13 protein-coding genes are annotated in these 16,433 nt (G+C 62.2%); 2 read left to right on the top strand and 11 right to left on the bottom strand.

The window, feature by feature from the left end:
- Positions 1-2: 2 nt before the first annotated feature.
- The 11 genes from ccoO to ACGYK9_RS01105 all read right to left on the bottom strand — a co-directional run bounded on the left by ccoO (position 3) and on the right by ACGYK9_RS01105 (position 14,374).
- On the bottom strand, positions 3-839 hold the full coding sequence (gene ccoO, locus ACGYK9_RS01155) for a cytochrome-c oxidase, cbb3-type subunit II (RefSeq protein WP_394407706.1): 837 nt from the start codon (positions 837-839) through the stop codon (positions 3-5).
- 5 nt (positions 840-844) lie between these two features.
- Positions 845-2,455 (bottom strand): cytochrome-c oxidase, cbb3-type subunit I, encoded by a 1,611-nt coding sequence (ccoN, locus tag ACGYK9_RS01150; protein WP_394407704.1) that lies wholly within the window; start codon positions 2,453-2,455, stop codon positions 845-847.
- A gap of 118 nt (positions 2,456-2,573) precedes the next feature.
- Positions 2,574-5,021 (bottom strand): FAD-dependent oxidoreductase, encoded by a 2,448-nt coding sequence (locus ACGYK9_RS01145; protein ID WP_394407702.1) that lies wholly within the window; start codon positions 5,019-5,021, stop codon positions 2,574-2,576.
- A gap of 1 nt (position 5,022) precedes the next feature.
- Positions 5,023-7,485, bottom strand: coding sequence for an FAD-dependent oxidoreductase (locus tag ACGYK9_RS01140; protein WP_394407700.1), 2,463 nt, complete (start codon positions 7,483-7,485; stop codon positions 5,023-5,025).
- Between the two features lie 89 nt (positions 7,486-7,574).
- Positions 7,575-8,162, bottom strand: a complete 588-nt coding sequence (locus ACGYK9_RS01135) for a helix-turn-helix domain-containing protein (protein ID WP_394407698.1) — start codon at positions 8,160-8,162, stop codon at positions 7,575-7,577.
- Positions 8,163-8,253: 91 nt separating this feature from the next.
- Complete coding sequence (locus ACGYK9_RS01130; protein WP_394407696.1) at positions 8,254-9,519, bottom strand: ABC transporter permease; 1,266 nt, start codon at positions 9,517-9,519, stop codon at positions 8,254-8,256.
- Positions 9,519-10,322, bottom strand: coding sequence for a taurine ABC transporter ATP-binding protein (locus ACGYK9_RS01125; RefSeq protein WP_271693751.1), 804 nt, complete (start codon positions 10,320-10,322; stop codon positions 9,519-9,521). Before ACGYK9_RS01125 ends, ACGYK9_RS01130 begins: the two co-directional genes overlap by 1 nt.
- Positions 10,323-10,424: 102 nt before the next feature.
- Complete coding sequence (locus ACGYK9_RS01120; RefSeq protein WP_394407694.1) at positions 10,425-11,417, bottom strand: ABC transporter substrate-binding protein; 993 nt, start codon at positions 11,415-11,417, stop codon at positions 10,425-10,427.
- Positions 11,418-11,830: 413 nt separating this feature from the next.
- On the bottom strand, positions 11,831-12,607 hold the full coding sequence (locus ACGYK9_RS01115; RefSeq protein WP_394407692.1) for a MetQ/NlpA family ABC transporter substrate-binding protein: 777 nt from the start codon (positions 12,605-12,607) through the stop codon (positions 11,831-11,833).
- Between the two features lie 41 nt (positions 12,608-12,648).
- Positions 12,649-13,323: a methionine ABC transporter permease gene (locus ACGYK9_RS01110; RefSeq protein WP_067266255.1), complete on the bottom strand. Its 675-nt coding sequence runs from the start codon at positions 13,321-13,323 to the stop codon at positions 12,649-12,651.
- The gene (locus tag ACGYK9_RS01105) at positions 13,313-14,374 is read right to left on the bottom strand and encodes a methionine ABC transporter ATP-binding protein (RefSeq protein ID WP_394407690.1); all 1,062 of its coding nucleotides are present in this window, start codon (positions 14,372-14,374) and stop codon (positions 13,313-13,315) included. Before ACGYK9_RS01105 ends, ACGYK9_RS01110 begins: the two co-directional genes overlap by 11 nt.
- A 193-nt stretch (positions 14,375-14,567) precedes the next feature.
- Here ACGYK9_RS01105 and ACGYK9_RS01100 point away from each other — a divergent pair, with 193 nt between their 5' ends.
- Both ACGYK9_RS01100 and ACGYK9_RS01095 read left to right on the top strand, forming a co-directional pair.
- Positions 14,568-15,485 carry an MBL fold metallo-hydrolase gene (locus tag ACGYK9_RS01100; RefSeq protein WP_394407688.1) on the top strand — a complete coding sequence of 306 codons (918 nt, stop codon included), beginning with the start codon at positions 14,568-14,570 and terminating at the stop codon, positions 15,483-15,485.
- On the top strand, positions 15,482-16,429 hold the full coding sequence (locus tag ACGYK9_RS01095; RefSeq protein ID WP_394407686.1) for an MBL fold metallo-hydrolase: 948 nt from the start codon (positions 15,482-15,484) through the stop codon (positions 16,427-16,429). The genes ACGYK9_RS01100 and ACGYK9_RS01095 overlap by 4 nt, the downstream gene beginning before the upstream one ends.
- Positions 16,430-16,433: the final 4 nt, after the last annotated feature.

Genomic DNA, 16,433 nt, shown 5'->3' with positions numbered 1-16,433 from the left:
CCTTAGCGGCTGGCGTCAGGCACGAAGGTCGAGAAATCGACCAGCGTTCCGAGCATTTGCAAATAGGCGATCAGGGCATCCATCTCGCTCACCCCCGGCTGGCCGTCGAAGTTGCGCACCTGCGCGCCGGGGTAGCGTTCCAACAGGCCGTCGTAATCGCCGAAAGGGTCGACCTGCACCCGGAAATCGCCCCGAACATTCGCAATCATCTCATCGCTATAGGGCACGCCGACCGTGCGGTGGGTGGCGACCAGATCGGTCACATCCTCGGGCTCAAGCTTGGCGTCCATGAGGAAGGCATATTTCGGCATGACGCTTTCCGGCACCACCGATTGCGGGTCCATCAGGTGATCGACATGCCACTCATCCGAATAGCGCCCACCAACCCGCGCCAGATCAGGACCGGTGCGTTTAGAACCCCATTGAAACGGGTGATCGTACATGGATTCGGCAGCGAGGCTGTAGTGGCCATAACGCTCCGTCTCATCGCGCATCGGGCGGATCATCTGGCTGTGGCAGACGTAGCAGCCCTCGCGCACATAGATCTCGCGCCCCGCCAATTCCAGCGGCGAATAGGGGCGCATGCCCTCGACCTCTTCGATGGTGTTCTCCAACCAAAAGAGCGGCGCGATTTCGACGATCCCGCCGATGCTCACCACCCCGAGCGAGGCGATCAACAGCAGTGTCGCATTGCGCTCGAACCGCTGGTGAAAGGTGATCGCCTCCGTCTCGGGCGGCAGTTCGTTGGGAATTTTGCCCTTCTTCAAGCCTTCGCTGGCGGTGACCACCTTGGGGTCGTCAGCGGGGTCATAATTGGGGCTGTGGGGGTTCTTGGCCATTGATCTTACTCCGCTGGCAGGGCGACGGTGACGGGGCGGGCTTGCGGGGCGCGGATGGTCATCCACATGTTCCAGACCATCACCGCACCGCCCGCGAGGTAGAGAACCCCGCCCAGACCACGGACCACATACATCAGGAATTTCGCTTCGACGGTGTCGGCAAAGCTGTTGACGAGGAAGCCATTGGCATCGACCTCACGCCACATCAGCCCCTCCATAATGCCCGAGACCCACATCGACGCGGCGTAGAGCACGATCCCGAGGGTCGCGAGCCAGAAGTGCAGGTTGATCGCCGCCATGGAGTGCATCTGCGCCCGGCCCCAGAGCCGCGGGGTGAGGAAGTAGAGCGCGCCAAAGGTGATGAGCCCGTTCCAACCAAGCGCGCCGGAATGCACATGGCCGATGGTCCAGTCGGTGTAGTGGCTGAGGCTGTTCACCGCGCGGATCGACATCATTGGCCCTTCGAAGGTGGACATGCCGTAGAAGGCGAGCGAGGCCACGAACATGCGGATAATCGGATCGGTGCGGATCTTGTCCCACGCCCCTTCGAGCGTCATCAGCCCGTTGATCATGCCGCCCCATGAGGGCATCCACAGGATGATCGAGAACACCATCCCCAGCGTCGCGGCCCAATCGGGCAAGGCGGTGTAATGCAAGTGGTGCGGACCGGCCCAGATATAGAGAAAGATCAGCGCCCAGAAGTGGATGATCGACAGCTTGTAGCTATAGACCGGGCGGCCCGCCTGTTTCGGCACGAAGTAATACATCATGCCAAGGAAACCCGCCGTCAGGAAGAAGCCCACCGCGTTATGGCCATACCACCATTGCGTCATCGCATCCTGCACGCCCGCAAAAACCTGCACTGATTTGGAGCCCCAGATCGAGACCGGGATGGCGAGGTTATTGACCACATGCAGCATCGCCACGGTGATGATGAAGGCCAGAAAGAACCAGTTGGCGACATAGATATGCCGCTCACGCCGCTTCAGGATCGTGCCGAAGAATACGGCGAGATAGACCAGCCAGACGATGGTGAGCCAAATGTCGACGTACCATTCCGGCTCAGCATATTCCTTGGACTGGGTCGCGCCGAGCAAATAGCCCGTGGCCGCCAGAACGATGAAAAGCTGATAGCCCCAAAAGACGAACCAAGCCGCGTTCCCACCCCAGAGCCGTGCCGAAGAGGTGCGCTGCACGATGTAGAAAGACGTGGCGATCAGGGCGTTGCCGCCAAAGGCGAAGATCACCGCGCTGGTGTGCAGCGGGCGCAACCGGCCAAAGTTGGCATAGGGCTGCGCCCAATCAATGTTCAGGGCCGGAAAGGCAAGTTGGAAGGCGATGAAGGTGCCCACCAAAAACCCCATCACGCCCCAAAAGGCGGTCGCGATGACGCCATAGCGAATGGGGCCATCCATATAGCCCTGCGGCGCCGCAGGCGCGACGGGCGCCGCGTCCTCGACAGGCATCCGGCGCAACTGCCAAAAAAACAACCCTGCGGCCACCAACATGACCAGCAGGGCGTGAACCATATAAGCCGGATCGCGCGCCCAATCCGCCCCGAGTGCTGCAAAGAACACTATAAGCGCAAGCACGATCAACTTGAGCGTATCGAACATATTCCGAATCCCTTCATCTTTGGGAAACGGATCGCATGAGCCCCAAGCCGCCGCTTTGATCTATGTCAAAGCCGGGGCAGTAAGCCTGCGAAAGGCGCGTTTTTCGTATGGCGACGGCCTAGCTTTTGGACCGGGACCCGCTGGGGTCATACATCGGTTTCAAACTGGCCTCGGCCTTGATCCGGCGGCCCGCCACGTCGATCTCATAGGTCGAGGCCAGCAGATCGGCGGGGCTTTCGCCCGCGCAGGGCACATAGCCCAGCCCGATCGCCCCCCCTAGGTGATGGCCATAGTTGCCCGAGGTGAGATAGCCCACGATCGCCCCCTCCCGTAGGATCGGTTCAGCGTGGTAGAGCAATGGCTCGGGGTCCGTGAGGCGGAATTGCAGCATCCGCAGCTTCAGCCCCTCTTCCTTTTTGCGCAGCACCGCGTCGCGACCGATGAAATCGGGCTTGTCGGTCTTCACCGCAAAGCCCAAGCCCGCCTCCAGCACATGGTCTTCGCAAGTGATGTCATGGCCGAAGTGGCGAAAGCCCTTTTCGATCCGGCAACTGTCCATCGCATGCAGACCGCAAAGTTTCAGGCCAAAGGCCGCGCCCGCTTCCATCAGCGCCTCAAAGACATGGCCTGCCATCTCGGCGCTGACGTAAAGCTCCCAACCCAGTTCGCCCACATAGGACACCCGATGCGCCCGGGCGAGGCCCATGCCGATCTCGATTTCGCGCGCCATGCCAAAGGGGTGCGTCTCATTCGAGAAGTCATTGGGGGAGACCGCCTGCAACACGTCCCGCGCCTTCGGCCCCATAATCGCGAGCACCGCCTCACCCGCCGTCACATCGGTGATCACCACCATCCGGTCGCCAGCATGGCGGCGCAGCCATGTCTCATCCGCCAGCCGCGTCGCTGCCGGAGTGACGACAAGATAGGCGGTCTCGCTCAGCCGCGTTACGGTGACATCCGCCTCGATCCCGCCCCGAGGGTTGAGGAACTGGGTATAGACGATCTTGCCCACTGGCACCGCCATCTGCGCGCCGCAGACGTGGTTCATGAAAGCTTCGGCCTCTGGCCCCTCGACGCGGATTTTGCCGAAAGACGACATATCGTAAAGCCCCACGCCCGCGCGGATGGCGGCATGTTCGGCGGCTTGATTGTCGAACCAATTCTGCCGGCCCCAGCCATAGCGATATTCGCGCGGCTGCCCGGGATCGGCGAACCAATTGGCCCGCTCCCAGCCTGCGAATTCGCCCATGACCGCGCCATGCTCCAGCAGATGCGCATGGAGCGGGCTGCGCCTAATGCCCCGCGCAGTAGCCTTCTGGCGGTAGGGGAAGTGATCGGCATAGAGCAGCCCCAGCGTTTCGGTCGACCGTTCCGCCAGATAGGTCTTGTTGCCCTGAAACGGCTGCATCCGCGCGATGTCCACATCGCCCAGATCGAAGGGTTTCTGCCCGCCCTCCATCCACTGCGCCAGCGCCATGCCCGCCCCGCCTGCCGATTGGATGCCGATGGAGTTGAACCCTGCGGCGACCCAGACATTATCCATCTCGGGCGCTTGACCAAGGTGATAGGCATCGTCGGGGGTGAAACTTTCGGGGCCGTTGAAGAAGGTATGAATTCCCGCCTCCGCCAGCAGCGGCAGCCGTTTGACCGCCATTTCGAGGATCGGCTCGAAATGGTCGAAATCCTCGGGCAGTTGATCGAACTCGAAACTATCGGGGATGCCGTCCAGCGCCCAAGGTTTGGCGACGGGTTCGAAGGCGCCGAGCAGGATCTTCCCTGCATCCTCTTTGTAATAGGCGTATTCATCGGGGATGCGCAGCACCGGCAACTCGCGCAAAGTGGGCACGGCCTCGGTGACGATATAGAAATGCTCACAAGCTTGCAGGGGCACGTTGCTGCCCAGCATCCGGCCCAGCTCGCGCCCCCACATGCCCGCGCAATTGATGACATGTTCGGCCTCGATCCGGCCCGTGCTGCTATCCTCCCCGGCCCAGTCCACCGCCGTGATCCGACGCCCCGCGCGGGTGACCCCCGTCGCCTTGACTCGCTCGGCCACCACCGCGCCACGCGCCCGGGCGCCCTTGGCCAAGGCTAGCGCGATATTGGCCGGATCGCCCTGCCCGTCCTTCGGCAGATAGACCGCGCCGGTCATGCCCTCGGTTTTTACATGGGGGTATTTCGCGCGCACCTCTTCGGGGGTGATCTCTTCGACCTCGACGCCAAAGGCGCGGGCCATGGCGGCCTGACGCAAGATCTCCTCGCGCCGCGCAGGCGTCAAGGCGGCGGTGATCGAGCCCACACGTTTAAAGCCGGTGGCGACCCCGGTTTCCCCCTCCAACGCGCCGTAAAGTTCTTGCGAGTATTTCGCCAGCCGCGTCATGTTCTGCGTCGCCCGCAACTGCGCGATCAGCCCCGCCGCGTGCCATGTGGTGCCCGAGGTCAGTTGTTTGCGCTCCAGCAGTACCACATCGGTCCAGCCCAGTTTCGTCAGATGATAGGCGACCGAACAGCCGATCACGCCACCGCCGATGATCACCGCGCGGGCCTTGGAAGGCAGCTGTCCCATCTCAAACCTCCTGCGCGCGGATACGCGCGTTTTCGCGGTCCCAAAGCGGGGCGTCGGGCTGCACCATGGCACGGTAGCTCTGACCATAGATTTCGACCGTGAGTTCGGTGCCCGGCACCGCAGCCTCGGCCCGCACCACGCCGAGGGCGATGGAGGCATCGACCCGGTAGCCATAGCCGCCGCTGGTCACCTCGCCCACGGCATCTCCGTTCAGGCGCAGCGTGGCCATCGGCGGCGCGTCTTGCGGATTGCCTTCGACCACCAGCGTCACGAAGCGGCGCTGCGGGCCTGTCTCGCGTTCGGCGATCAGCGCGTCCTTGCCCGGGAACGCCTCTGACTTGTCGAGCCGCATGAAACGGTCCAACCCAGCCTCCAGCAACGTATACTCCTGCGACAGGTCGCCCTTCCACGTCCGGTAGCCTTTTTCGAGCCGCATGGAATTGAGCGCGAACATCCCGAAGGGCGTGGCCCCGCCCGCGATGATCGCGTCATAGATCGCGGGCATGTCTTCCGGGGCCGCGTGAATTTCCCAGCCCAACTCGCCCGCGAAACAGACCCGGGCGAGCAGCGCAGGCTTGCCCTCTACCGACGCCTCTTGATGGCTGAGCCACGGCAGCGCCAGATCGGCCTCCGGGGCCAGCGGCGCCAGCAGGGCGCGGGATTTCGGGCCGCATAGGATCAGGGTCGAGACGGCATCGGTGCGATCCGTCAAACTGATCTCACCCTCTTGGGGCAGCGCGTCGCGCAGCAATTCATAATCATGCCATTGCGCGGGAGCGGCGGTGATCAGAGTGAAGTCATCCTCCGCATGGCGCAGGATCGACATCTCGGTCAGGATCCGGCCCCGGCTGTCGGGGAAATAGCCCAGCGTCATCCGCCCGACCTTGGGAAGCGCGCCTGCGATCCGCCCCCGCAGCCATTCCGCCGCCCCCGGCCCCGCAAGCGCGAAACGCGAGAACCCCGGCAGATCGAGCACGCCCACATCGTCGCGCACCGCCACGACCTCCTCACGAACCCGCGCCGCCCACGGGCCATCCCGGTCCCATGTCTGGGTCGCGGCCTCGGCGGTGTCATCACCGGGTTTGGCGAAATAATTCGCCCGCTCCCACCCGTTGTAGGCCCCCATCTGACCGCCCGCGTCGCGCAGCCGGTCGTGCAGCGGCGACAGCTTCTTGTCGCGCCCGGCGGGCCATGCGTAATGCGGGAAATGCATCGCATATTCATGGCCATAGGTCTCAAGCGCCTTGGCGAGGGTAAAGTCGTGATCGGCATGGGCAGTGTAGCGGCGCGGGTCGACATCCCACATGTCCCATTCCGTTTCGCCTTGCGTGATCCATTCGGCCATGACCTTGCCCGCGCCGCCGCCCTGCGCGATGCCAAAGGTAAAGCTATGCGCCTCGAAAGCGTTCGGCACGCCGGGCATCGGGCCCAGCATCGGCAGCCCATCGGGCGCATAGGGGATCGGCCCGTTGATCACCCGCCCCACACCGCTCTGGCCCAACAGCGGCATCCGCGCCATGGCGTCTTCGATATACCATTCCAGCCGATCCAGATCGTCGGGATAAAGCTGAAAGCTGAAATCCTCGGGCATCGGATCCTCGGGGGTGACCCAATGCGCCTTGCAGTTGCGCTCATAGGGGCCGAGGTTCAGACCGTTCTTGTCCTGCCGCAGGTAATAGGAGCTGTCCACATCGCGGACCATCGGCATCTTATGGCCCTTCTCGGCGGTCCACGCGGCAAGTTCGGGGATTTCTTCGGTCAAGAAATACTGATGGCTCATCACCACCGCGGGCACCCGGCGGCCCCCATGGGGGCGGAACCATTCGCCCACCCGTTGCGCGTAGTAGCCAGCAGCGTTGACCACCTTCTCGCAGCGGATCGCGCCCTTGTCGGTATGGACGATCCATTCGCCCCCATCGCAATCTATGCCGGTGGCGGGGGTAAAGCGGTGAATTTGCCCCCCTGCCTCTCGCGCACCTTTGGCAAGGGCTTGGGTCAGCTGCGCCGGGTCGATGTCCCCATCCAAGGGATCCCACAGCCCGCCTGCCAAATCGTGCAACTCTATGAAAGGATTGTGTTCCTTCAATTCGGCGGGGGTGCACATCTCCATCCCCAGCCCCTGCGCGCGGGCCATGGAGGCGACATGTTCAAACTCCTGCATCCGCTCGCGGCTATGCGCGAGACGCAGCGCCCCGGTCACATGGTAGTTGATCGGATAGCCCACCTCCCCGCCCAAACTGCGGTACATCTCAAGCCCGTAGCGCTGCATGTTCATCACGGCCCAAGAGTTCGAGAAATTCGGGCAATTGCCCGCCGCGTGCCAAGTGGAGCCTGCCGTCAGTTCGTTCTTCTCAAGCAAGACGCAATCGGTCCAGCCCGCGCGGGCAAGGTGGTATAGGGTCGAGACCCCAACCACCCCGCCCCCGATGATCACAACCCGTGCCGTTGTCGGAAAATCAGCCACACGCACCTCCTATCGCCATGCACCGCCAAAGGGCTGGCCAGAGGCGCCCCCGGTCAGTTGCAGTTCTTTTAAATTGATGAAAACCCGGTTCAGTAAACCGGCGGAGAGATCACCCAGACCACCACGGCGGGCGTGTCGTGCGGGTTGTCCCAAGTGTAATATTCGCCGCGAATGCGAAAGCTGTCGCCGGGGCCAACGGTAAAGCGGCGGTCGGCAATCGTGAGGTTCAACCGGCCCGAGATGACGAAGCCGACCTCTTGCGTCTCCCGCTTCACCGGCGCTTCCAGCCCCGAATAGGCCGCAAAGGTCGAATGGATCACTTCGAAACTGTCGGTCAGATCGGGCGAAAGCAGTTCTTCCGTCAGCCCGTTGGCGGCACTGCCCATGGCCCGCCGCGCCCCGGCCCGCACGACATAGCCGCGCTCTTCGGAGGTCACTGTCGCCTCGCCGAAAAGCAGGGAAATCGGCACGTCCAAAATCTCGGCCATGCGCCGCAGATCGGCGATGGAAGGGGTCGAGATGTCGCGTTCGATCTGACTGACCCAGCCGACCGACCGGCCCAAAGCCTCGGCCATATCCGTGAGAGTCAGTTTGCGCCCTTTGCGGATCGCCCGTAGGTCGGCCCCCAGAGAGCGTGGCCCCACGGCCTCCGCCCCGGGTCTTTTTGCTCGGGTCATGTGAAATTTTCCTCCATTTTTTCACTGTGGCGCGGAATTCGGCGTCTGGCAAGGGGGGCTCCTTTCATACAGAAGGGGATTGCGGGCGGGGTTAAGACCGCCCTTTCCAAGGGACCAGCAACCGCTCAGCCTTGCGCATCAGCATGTCGATGCCGAACCCGATGATGCCGATCAGGATAATCCCCATAAGCACGATGTCGGTCAGCTGGAATTTGGAGGCGACCATGATCATCATCCCCGCCCCCTTCTCTGCCGCGACCAGTTCGGCGGCGACCACCGTGCCCCAGCAGACCCCCATCGCCACCCGCGCACCGGTAAAGATCTCGGGCAGTGAGTTTGGCACGATAACATGGCGCATGATCTGCGCCTTGGAGGCGCCCAACGAATAGGCCGCATGGACCTTGGTGATATTCACCCCCGACACGCCCGAACGCGCCGCGATGGCCATGATCCACAGCGCCGCGAGGAACAGCAGGATGATCTTGCCCACCTCCCCGATCCCCGCCCAGATGATCACCAGCGGGATCAGCGCGAGCGGCGGCACCGGGCGCATGAATTCGACAATCGGATCGAACCAGCCCCGAAACCAGCCCGACAGCCCCATGGCATAGCCCAGCGGAATGCCCACCAGCGCCCCAAGAGCGAACCCCACCACCACGCGAAACAGCGAATAGCCCAGATGCTCCCACAGGGTGCTGTCGCGGTAGCCTTGGCTTGAGATCTCAGCAAGGCGGGACACCACGGCTTCGGGGGGCGGCAGCCAGATCGGCTCCATCTGCCAACCTTTGGCGGGCTCGAAGTTCAACGTGCCCTTGGGCGACATTCCCACGCGGCCAAACTCGGTCTGCACCTCGCCACCGGGCGCGATCTCCTGCCCGTTCACGGCGACGACCCGGTGCCCGACATCGCGGCCCTTCTCGTCATTCTTATCAACACGCAACAGCCCCGAGCGCCAAGCGCCGATGGTGAAAGCGTCATTCTTGGCCCAGCCTTCGCCGGGATCGACCTGCGGCGTCTCGGCGTCTTCGCCCACCGGATGCACCAGCACCGTGATCGTGCCGTCATCGCGGGAGCCGTCATCGGCCTCGGCAGTATAGGTCAGCTCGGCCAGCCCCTCAAACGGGCCGGGCGCATGTAAAAACCGGGGCAACAGGGATGAGCCGGTGAAGGCGCCCCACAGCAAGAAGATCGTCAGGATCGAAATCACGCTGGCGGTGCGGTTCGACGTCACCGCGCTTTCGTCGCCAAAGGTTACCGTTTTACGCGCCGCGAAACCGCTGGCGGTCTGATCGACAACCAGACGGACAAGGAAAAAGGAAAGCGCGAAGATGACGATATAAATAAGCAGGATCAACATCATGCCTCCTCCGTCCGGCCCATGATCTCTTCCTCCATGTCCCAGATCATGCCGAGGATCTCCTCGCGCCTTTCGGCGAATTCCGGGTGTTTCTTGACCTCACGCAGGTCTTGCCCCACGCCCAGATCGGCAAAGGGCAGACGGTATTCGCGGTGAATGCGCCCCGGGCGCGGCGCCATGACCAAAAGCCGCTCGCCAAGCAGCAGCGCCTCTTCGACCGAATGGGTGATCAAGATGATGGTCTTGCCGGTCTCTTTCCACAGTTTCAGCACGAGGCTTTGCATTTTTTCGCGGGTCAGCGCATCCAGCGCGCCCAAGGGTTCGTCCATCAAGATCACATCGGGGTCATTCGCCAGACAACGCGCCAGCGCCACCCGCTGCTGCATCCCACCCGAGAGCTCATAGATCGCCTTTTCCTTGAAATCGCCCAGCCCGACGATATCGAGCAAATGGTCAACCTCGGCCCCGTATTGCTTTTCGCCCTGCCCCTTCATGCGCGGACCAAAACTCACGTTTTCACGCACTGACATCCACTCAAAGAGCGCGCCCTGTTGAAAGACCATGCCACGCTCGGCATCCGGCCCCGTGACACGATGGCCGTTCATCACGATCTCGCCCGAACTCGGGGCAAGGAAACCCGCCACGATATTGAGCAACGTCGTCTTGCCACAGCCCGAGGGGCCAAGGACCGACATCAATTCCCCCTCCGCAAGGTCAAGCGATACGTCCTCAAGCGCCTGCACATGACTGCCATTGGGCAGATCAAACCGCATCGACAGGTTTTCGATTTTCAATCCCGACATGCCGCCCCGCTGCTTTTCGTTTATCGGCGCGCCCCATCTGCCCGGTCCCTCGCAATCAGGCACCGGGCTGAAACGGGGCGGCCTATTTTTGCGCCGCTTGGCTTACATATCGCTCGCGGCTTGCAGCGGGCCGGTGTTCACCGCGTCTTCATAGCTGTCGAGCGCTCCGTCGATCGCGCCTGCTTCGACAAAGACATCGGCCACGCCTTTCATGAACTTCTGCGCGCCCCCGCCGAGCCATTTCTCACCCATCTGCTCATCGACCGTCGGGAAAGAGAATGTCGCGATGGTTTCCATCGTGGCGCCTTCGTCCATACCGGCGTCCTTGGCGATGACGGGCAGCATCTTGTCGCGGTTGGCCTCATCCGCCCACATCGCATTTGCCTCGGCCGTCACGCTCAGGAAGGCGGCGACCGTGTCAGAGTTCTCGGCCACCCAGGAGGCCGGGCCGGAGGTCACGTCGAAGACAAGAATGCCCAACTCTTCCTTCTCCGCGCCGGTCAAAAGGATATTGCCATGTTCCATCATCCGTCGCAGCGACCCACCCCAGCCGCAGGCCATATCGACCGATCCCTGCGCGATGGCCGCGGCCCCATCTGGCGGCGCCATATCCACCACGTCAAGCGATCCAACATCGACGCCGAAGTGGTTCATTTGTTTGAGAAAACCGTAATGCGCAGCCGTGCCAAGCGGCACCGCAACCTTCTTGCCCGTCAGTTCCTCGGCAGAGGATTTGTCGATCTCCAGCGCCTCGCGCACGACGCAATTGTCATTCTCGGAATAGCTGACCGCGACATCGAGAATTTGCAGGTCTTGCCCCGCCGAAGTGGCGACCACGAAGGGCGGCACGCCTTGGCTGAGCGACAACTGCACATCCCCCGCGGCCATCGCCGCCGACATGGCGGTGCCGGAATCGAAGCTCACCCAGTTCACCGTCGTGCCGAGCGCTTCGTCATACATCCCCTCCGCCTTGGCGTATTGGAACGGCATCGGCCATTCGAGGAAATACCCAACGGTCAGATCCTGCGCGGCGGATTGACTGACCCCCAGCACAAGCAGGCTGGCGGCGGTGCCCATCAGTTTCACGGTCTTCATGATAGTCTCCCTTGGTTTGTTATGGTCGCGTCTTGCAGTCGAACTCCCGTTCACATGGATCGCGACCATCGGCCCTGTCAGACATCAGGAAGGGCAAGCCCCGGGTCATGTGAAAAAATCCATCACCTTTTCACGATACGAGTGAAATTGAACTTTTCAACAAATTTCTCACGCCGCAGCGCAACATAATTTCAATGTTAAGAAGTATGCGTAGAAAATACGCCAGAGCGCGCGTGATTTCCGAGAACCACGCGGAATTTCTAAACAGAAATTTAAGGGTTTTGGCTGACCGTCAGGCTCAACCCAATGATTAGGGGAGCCTTAACCAATCGGAATGCCCCGGCCCGGGCCGGGGCGCTCTTGACCCGCGCGGGCGCGGGTCAAGTCTTTCAATACGCTTCTAGAACAAGCGCTTACCAGGAGGTGATGACCGTGCCCTGATAGCTTTCATCGATGAAGGTTTTGATCTCATCGGAGTGATAGGCCTTGAGCAAAGTCTCAACCCATGCCGCTTCCTCGTCACCCTTGCGGACGGCGATGACATTCACATAGGGGTTCTCGGCGCTTTCCATCGCGATGGAATCTTCCTTGGGGCTGAGGCCCGAGGCGATCGCGTAGTTGGTGTTGATCAGTGCCGCATCCAGATCGGCCAACGAACGCGGCAGTTGCGCGGCGTCGAGTTCTTTGAAGGACAGTTCCTTGGGGTTTTCGGTGATGTCGAGGACGGTTGGCACCAGACCTGCGGCCTCATCGACTTTGATCAAGCCAAGTTCTTGCAGGACCAGCAACGCGCGGCCACCGTTCGTGGGATCGTTCGGAATGCCGAATGTCGCGCCTTCTTCGAGATCGGCAAGATCGGTGATCTTGTCGGAATAGACGCCCATCGGGGTGGTGATCGTGTTGCCGACCACGCTCAGCTCAAAGCCGCGGTCTTTCATCTGCGCTTCGAGGTAGGGCACGTGCTGGAAAGAGTTCGCCTGAATGTCGCCATCGGCGAGTGCTTGGTTCGGCACTACATAGTCAGAGAATTCGACCACATCGATTTCAAGGCCCATAGGCTCCGCGATGCGGGCGACTTCTTCCATGATTTCGGCATGTTCGCCGGGGGAAACGCCGACCTTGATTTCCTCGGCGGCAAGGCCAGTGGTTATCAGCGCCAGAACGGAGGTGAGTGTTGTAAGACGAAGCATAGTAGTCTCCTTAGATTGAGAGAACGGATGTAAGGCGCGGCCTATTGACCGCCACTTTTGGTGGCCCGTTTGTCCACGGCGCTGGCAATACGCTCGCCAATGGACTGCACAAGCTGCACCAGAACGATGAGGATGATCACGACAATCGCCATGACGTCGGGCATAAACCGCTGATATCCATAGCGGATACCCAGATCGCCCAGACCTTCGCCGCCCACGGCGCCGACCATGGCCGAGTAACCGATCAGGCTCACGATGGCGAGGGTCAAGCCCAGTGTGATGCCGGGCAGCGCCTCGGGCAGCAGCACCTTGCGGATGATCTGCAGCGGTGTCGCACCCATGGCACGGGCGGCTTCGATCAGACCGGAATCGACCTCGCGAATGGCGTTTTCCACCAGCCGGGCGATGAAAGGCACCGTGGCAATTGTCAGCGGCACGATCGCCGCCGTGGTGCCAATGGAGGTGCCGGCGATCATGCGGGTGAAGGGAATGATGGCCACGACCAGAATGATGAACGGCACAGAGCGCGTGGCGTTCACCACCAGCCCGAGCACCTTGTTCACCCATGGGGACGACAGCAGTTCCCCACGTTGCGATGTGGCCAGAAACAGCCCCAGCGGCAGGCCGAAGAGCGTGCCGAGGATGGCCGAAATCGCCACCATATAAAGCGTTTGCCCCGTGGCTTCGATCAATAGGTTAATCAGGTTAGCCGACATAGCCCAGCACCTCCGTCAGAAGCCCGTGTTGGTCCAAACAGGCCCGCGCTTGGGCGGCCTGCGCCACGGGCATCGACACCAGCAGGTTGCCGAAGGGCCGCGTGCCGATCTCTTCCACCGCACCGGCAAGAGTATTGACCGGAATGCCCATCTCTTGCGTCAATCGCGCCAGCATCGGATCGGTGGCATGGGTGCCCGCAAAAGTGACGCGGATGACCTCTTCGCCCCCTGCCGCGGGCGGGGTTTGGGTCAGCCGGTCTTTGACGAAGGCAGGCAGGGTGACGCCCGTCACGCCCGACAGGAAGGATCGCGTCGTCGCATGTTGCGGCGCGGTGAAGATGTCATAGGTCTCCCCATGCTCCACGATGCGGCCCGCGTCGATCACCGCCACATGGCTCGCGATGTCGCGCACCACGGCCATCTCATGGGTGATCAGCAGGATCGTCAGCCCCAGATCGCGGTTAATGTCCTTCAAAAGCGCCAGAACCGTTTGGGTGGTTTCGGGGTCGAGCGCCGATGTCGCTTCATCCGACAGCAGCACCTTCGGTCCGGTGGCCAAGGCCCGCGCGATGCCGATACGCTGCTTCTGCCCGCCCGAAAGCTCCGCCGGATAGCGCCCGGCCTGCGCGCTCAGACCGACACGGTCGATCAGGTCGGCCACCCGCGGCTTGATCTGCGCGCTCGGCATTCCCGCCACTTCGAGCGGCAGGGCGATATTGCCCGCCACAGTGCGTGAAGAGAGCAGGTTAAAGTGTTGAAAAATCATGCCAACGTCACGGCGGATCGCGCGCAGCTTGCCGCCCTTGGCACTGCCGACATCCTCACCCCCGACCAGCACTTTGCCGGTCGTCGGACGCTCCAACCCGTTGACCATCCGCAGCAGGGTCGACTTGCCCGCCCCCGAACGCCCGATGATCCCGGTGATGGAGCCGGGTGCCACGTCGAGGGAAATCCCTTCGAGCGCATTCACGGTCGCACCGCCCGCTTTGGTAAAGGCCTTGCCAACCTTGTCAAAGGCGATCGAGGCGCCTTCTGTTGTGATATCAGTCATTTTCCGTCCGGATCGGGGTGGGTTTCGGGTGGTGCCCCCGTAGATAGAACCCCTGCGGGCGATGCAAGGCATGATCGTGCATAGCTGCCTTGTTTCTCGGGCCTATCTCTCGCAGCCGCATTCGCCCCTTGTGCCGCAAACCGATGGGGATGATTATATTCACGAATCGGAATGAATGATGGGAGGGGATCAGATGAAGATTAACAGACGGATGGTGCTTGCCGGAATGGGGGCGGCAGCGCTTGCCCAAACGCCGCTGCGCGCCTTCGCGATGACCTCGGCCCAGATCGGCGGCTATGAGTTCATAAGCGTGAGCGACGGCAATCTGGTACTGCCGCGCAGCTTTTTCTTCGAAGGTTTGCCGCAAGACGCACTGGCGGAGGCTTTGGCGCCCTTCGACCTGCCCCAAGACCAGTTGGAGCCGCCCTGCAACCTAACGCTTTTGCGCAATGACGAGCGTGTGATCCTCTTTGACGCGGGCGCGGGCCCTGCCTTCATGCCCTCCGCCGGGGCGCTGCTCGACAGCCTCGATGCCGCAGGCGTCGCCCCGGAGGCGGTGACCGATGTGGTCTTTACCCATGGCCATCCCGACCACCTTTGGGGCGTGCTGGACGATTTCGACGATCTGGTCTTTCCCAATGCGCGCTACCATATGGGCCAAGTCGAATGGGACTATTGGAGCGATCCGGCGACGGTGGACCGGATTGGCCCGGCCCGCGCCGCCTTTGCCGTGGGGGCCGCGCGGCGGTTGGAAGCGATTGAGGATCGGGTGAGCCATTTTGCCGACGGGGACGAAGTGCTGCCCGGCATCACGGCGCAGGCGAGTTTTGGCCATACGCCCGGGCATATGTCCTTCCTTCTGGGTACGGGCGGTGATGCGCTGCTTATCGGCGGCGATGCCATTGGCAACCACCACCTTGCCTTTGCCCGCCCGGGCTGGGCCAGCGGATCGGACCAAGACCCCGAGCAAGGCGCGAGGACCCGGCAGCGCTTGTTGGACCGGCTGGCGCAGGAGCAAATCTGGTTGATGGGCTTCCACCTGCCGCAGGGCGGATTGGGCCGCGTCGAACGGAGTGGCGAAGGCTATCGTTTTCTGGGGGCCGCACAATGAAGCACCTGATTTGCGCCGCCGCCCTCCTGCTCGGCTCGAACGCCATGGCCAGCGAGGATATCGCTGATAAATACCCCAGCTCCCTGCTCTACGACAAACCCTATGAAGTCATTCCCGGCGTCTTTTCGGCCATCGGTGCGACGGCCCCGCCCACCTATGAAAACGCAGGCCATAACAACAACCTAAGCTTCATCGTGACCGGCGAAGGCGTTGTCGTAATCAACGGCGGCGCGGCCTATGGGCTGGCCGCGGCACTACATGAAGAGATCAAGGCCGTGACCGACGAGCCGGTGAAACTGGTCTTTAACGAGAACGGTCAGGGTCACGCGGTTCTGGGCAACGGTTACTGGGCTGAGCAAGGCGTGCCGATCGTCGCGCATGCAGACGCCGCGCATGAGGTGGAGCGCTTTGGCGGCAGCATTCTGGAGGCCATGCAGCGCTACAACCGCGACCGGTCCGAGGGGACGGAGGTGCAACTGCCGACCGAGACCTTCGAGGATGAATATATCGTCGAGATGGGCGATTTCCGCATCGAGGCCCGCCACCTCGGCCCGGCCCATAGCCCCGGCGATATCGTGATCTGGCTGCCGAAGCAGAGCCTCGTGATCTCGGGCGACATGGCCTTTCATGAGCGCATGCTGCCGATCTTTCCTGACACGATGACCGCCGAATGGATCGAGACTTGGGAAACCGCGTTTGAGCCGCTGAAGGCCCGTTATGTGATCCCCGGTCACGGGCATCCGACCAATATGGCGCAGGTCCGTCGCTTCACGCGGGATTATCTGCTCTACCTCCGCGCGCAGATCGCCGCCCATCTGGAGGCGGGGGGCGGGCTGGCCGAGGCGTACTATGTGGATCAATCGCCCTATGCCGGGCTTGATACTTTCGAGGAATTGGCGACGAAAAACGCAGGCCGCGTTTTTGAGCAGATGGAGTTCGAGTAGTGCG

Source organism: Sulfitobacter sp. 1A15258, assembly GCF_043557045.1.
Lineage (GTDB): Bacteria > Pseudomonadota > Alphaproteobacteria > Rhodobacterales > Rhodobacteraceae > Sulfitobacter > Sulfitobacter faviae.
Note: the sequence above shows the minus strand (reverse complement) of the source record. Positions and strands in the feature narration are given on the sequence as shown.

What these genes read in the sequence shown, in the direction of transcription:
- ccoO (WP_394407706.1), bottom strand. Translation starts at nt 839, where the DNA reads ATGGCCAAGAACCCCCACAGCCCCAATTATGACCCCGCTGACGACCCC.
- ccoN (WP_394407704.1), bottom strand. Translation starts at nt 2,455, where the DNA reads ATGTTCGATACGCTCAAGTTGATCGTGCTTGCGCTTATAGTGTTCTTT.
- ACGYK9_RS01145 (WP_394407702.1), bottom strand. Translation starts at nt 5,021, where the DNA reads ATGGGACAGCTGCCTTCCAAGGCCCGCGCGGTGATCATCGGCGGTGGC.
- ACGYK9_RS01135 (WP_394407698.1), bottom strand. Translation starts at nt 8,162, where the DNA reads ATGACCCGAGCAAAAAGACCCGGGGCGGAGGCCGTGGGGCCACGCTCT.
- ACGYK9_RS01130 (WP_394407696.1), bottom strand. Translation starts at nt 9,519, where the DNA reads ATGTTGATCCTGCTTATTTATATCGTCATCTTCGCGCTTTCCTTTTTC.
- ACGYK9_RS01125 (WP_271693751.1), bottom strand. Translation starts at nt 10,322, where the DNA reads ATGTCGGGATTGAAAATCGAAAACCTGTCGATGCGGTTTGATCTGCCC.
- ACGYK9_RS01120 (WP_394407694.1), bottom strand. Translation starts at nt 11,417, where the DNA reads ATGAAGACCGTGAAACTGATGGGCACCGCCGCCAGCCTGCTTGTGCTG.
- ACGYK9_RS01115 (WP_394407692.1), bottom strand. Translation starts at nt 12,607, where the DNA reads ATGCTTCGTCTTACAACACTCACCTCCGTTCTGGCGCTGATAACCACT.
- ACGYK9_RS01110 (WP_067266255.1), bottom strand. Translation starts at nt 13,323, where the DNA reads ATGTCGGCTAACCTGATTAACCTATTGATCGAAGCCACGGGGCAAACG.
- ACGYK9_RS01105 (WP_394407690.1), bottom strand. Translation starts at nt 14,374, where the DNA reads ATGACTGATATCACAACAGAAGGCGCCTCGATCGCCTTTGACAAGGTT.
- ACGYK9_RS01100 (WP_394407688.1), top strand. Translation starts at nt 14,568, where the DNA reads ATGAAGATTAACAGACGGATGGTGCTTGCCGGAATGGGGGCGGCAGCG.
- ACGYK9_RS01095 (WP_394407686.1), top strand. Translation starts at nt 15,482, where the DNA reads ATGAAGCACCTGATTTGCGCCGCCGCCCTCCTGCTCGGCTCGAACGCC.